We start from the raw sequence: 2,984 nt of genomic DNA, 5'->3' as shown, positions 1-2,984 counted from the left end.
TTTGACTCTTTGTTTTTTTTCTCCAAATCTCTTGACTTAGAGAAGGTTTTTGTTTATTTTAGGACTTAGAAATCTATTTCTTTGTCCTGATTATTTATTACAAGGACTTAATAGAAGTAGTGCTGTTATACTTTCAAACTATTGAGTTGTCTAGGTTCGGGCGTTGGCTTGAGGTTTGTGTCTCTCACCCGCGCATTTACTAATCTAGCAACTCTATCTTGATGTGTCAACCCCTTTTCTAAACTTTTTTCGGGAAATAGGTTTTTTTTGTTGCCGAGAAAACCTCAAACTCTTTTATTGGCAAGCTTTTTATAACTTGAAAAATTTTCAAAAAAAAATTTGGCAGTGGTAAAATTTCTGCCAAAATCTGTCTTTTTTTTCTGTTTTTAGATTTGAATTTTTAGATAATTACGCTACACAGGTTATTCTAATCAGAGATAAAGTTGATTTAGATGTAACTAAATGTCCATAATCTTAATTTGGAAGCTATAGGAGGGGGACTATTGCAAATACTCCTACGTTTGTCCCGGATAATTGATAATTTGAATGAGCTAATTGGACGTCTAACCTATGGGTTAGTCATACTAATGGTCTTGGTTGGTGTTTGGAATGTGATTGGACGCTATCTAGGTAGGAGCATTGGTCAAAATTTAACTTCCAACGCTTTGATAGAAATTCAGTGGTATATTTTTGACCTGGTTTTTCTCCTAGGTGGAGCTTATGCTCTCAAACATAATGAACACGTTCGTGTAGACATTTTTTATACTAAGTGGAGTCCTAAAAGAAAAGCTCTGGCTAACCTGATTGGTACAATATTGTTCTTAATCCCTTTCAGCATTATTGTAGTGATAGTTTCCTGGGGTGCTGTTGTAAATTCTTGGGCTATCCTTGAAACTTCTCCTGACCCTGGTGGATTACCCCGTTACCCAATCAAAACAATGATTATAGTTAGCTTCGTATTATTATTTCTTCAAGGAATTTCTGAAGCAATTAAAAATTATTTAGTAGTCTTTGCAGGTAAATCTAAATTATCCCCCCATCAGGAGTCTAATGAGTCTGAGTTTTGAATCTGAATTTCTTGGTCCATCAATGTTCGCAGGAGCATTGGTTTTACTTTCTTTTGGTTATCCTGTAGCTTTTTCCCTAGGTGGAGTAGCAATAATCTTTGGTTTAATAGGTATTGGTTTAGGAGTTTTTGACCCTATATTTCTGACTGCAATGCCCCAAAGAATTTTTGGTATTATGGCTAACTATACTTTGTTGGCTATACCCTACTTTATTTTTATGGGGGCAATGTTGGAAAAATCTGGCATTGCAGAACAACTGCTGGAAACAATGGGGATATTGTTTGGTCGAGTTAGGGGTGGTTTAGCTCTGGCAGTTGTTATTGTGGGCGCTCTTTTAGCAGCTACTACTGGTGTGGTTGCTGCTACGGTGGTGGCCATGGGATTAATTTCTTTACCTATTATGTTGCGGTATGGGTATAATAAAGAGTTGGCTACAGGTGTAATTGTAGCATCGGGGACTTTAGGCCAGATTATTCCTCCTAGTGTAGTCTTGGTTGTATTGGCAGACCAACTGGGAATTTCTGTTGGTGATCTGTTTATTGGTTCTATTTTGCCTGGTCTAATTATGGCAGGAACTTTTGCTCTTCATGTTTTGATTGTTTCTTTTATACGACCAGACTTAGCTCCTGCTTTACCAGCAGAGGTACGAGATATTGGAGGGAAAGCTCTAGGGCTGAGGGTGCTAACTGTAATGATTCCACCATTACTCTTAATTTTATTGGTTTTGGGTAGTATATTTTTCGGTATTGCTACACCGACAGAAGCAGGTGCTGTGGGATGTGTGGGGGCGATCGCTCTGGCTATTGTTAAAGGTAAATGTAGTTGGACTTCCTTAAGAAGGGTATGTGATGTGACTCTCCGCACAACTACTATGGTGATGTTTATACTTTTGGGGTCAACTGCTTTTAGTTTGGTTTTTCGGGGGGTGGAAGGCGATCGCTTTATGTTTGATTTACTTTCTAATCTGCCTGGTGGTACGACTGGTTTTTTGGTTGTCAGTATGGCAATTGTTTTTTTTCTTGGATTTTTTATTGACTTTTTTGAGATTGCTTTTATTGTTGTACCTTTATTTGTACCTGTTGCTCAACAACTTGGTATTGACTTAGTTTGGTATGGTGTTATTTTGGGGGCTAATCTTCAGGCATCTTTTTTAACGCCTCCCTTTGGTTTTGCATTATTTTACTTGCGGGGTGTAGCACCTTCTGAAGTTACTACTGGTCAAATATATAGGGGTGCTATTCAGTTTATCCTACTTCAGCTATTGGTTTTAGTGCTAATTATTACTTTTCCTGGGATTGTTAATTTCCTACCCTCATTAAGTGGATAAAGGTTTAATCCAAAAATCTTGAGAAGTTATAAGAATTGACATCCTCTTCAAATCTAGCTTTTTAATATTAGATCCCAAGGTTTTCCTGCATAGAAATTTTAGCGACTCACTTTAATTTTTTGTGTAAGTTGTTCAAATTTTTAGGGTTAGCTACTTTTTTCCATTACTGGTAATTAGGAGGTTGGTAATTCTTAAGTCAATGTCTACTTGTTTTTTGATATGTGTGAGAGTCAAATTTTTTGTGTCATTGATTCTCAGAGATATTAACCATCGCCTCATCAGCTTTAGTTTGACAGTTATTGTATTTGGTAAACACCCAAGTGGTAGTTCCCTACTCTCTAAATATAGAGAATGGTTCAACACATTTAACTAGATAAGCTTTGCATTTAAAAAGTAGGATTTAGAATGGCTTTGTTGCTAGACAAGCTTATGGCTACCGCACAATAGCCTAGATCCTTGTACCTCATACTTCTACAACTATTGTCCAATAAATAAATCAAACATCAATCTTTGATATAAAAAAGGCTGAAACTTATACTTGTAAAGGCTTTGAAGCATTTAACTATTGGCCAATAGAATAATAGAAATAG

2 protein-coding genes are annotated in these 2,984 nt (G+C 36.5%); both read left to right on the top strand.

From position 1 onward, the window contains the following. Window positions 1-503 precede the first annotated feature (503 nt). Window positions 504-1,067, top strand: a complete 564-nt coding sequence (locus F6K40_RS26630; RefSeq protein WP_293140120.1) for a TRAP transporter small permease subunit — start codon at window positions 504-506, stop codon at window positions 1,065-1,067. Further along, on the top strand, window positions 1,051-2,394 hold the full coding sequence (locus F6K40_RS26625) for a TRAP transporter large permease (RefSeq protein ID WP_293140119.1): 1,344 nt from the start codon (window positions 1,051-1,053) through the stop codon (window positions 2,392-2,394). Before F6K40_RS26630 ends, F6K40_RS26625 begins: the two co-directional genes overlap by 17 nt. Window positions 2,395-2,984: the final 590 nt, after the last annotated feature.

Source organism: Okeania sp. SIO3I5 (genome assembly GCF_010672085.1).
In the GTDB taxonomy this organism is placed as follows: domain Bacteria; phylum Cyanobacteriota; class Cyanobacteriia; order Cyanobacteriales; family Microcoleaceae; genus Trichodesmium.
Note: the sequence above shows the minus strand (reverse complement) of the source record. Positions and strands in the feature narration are given on the sequence as shown.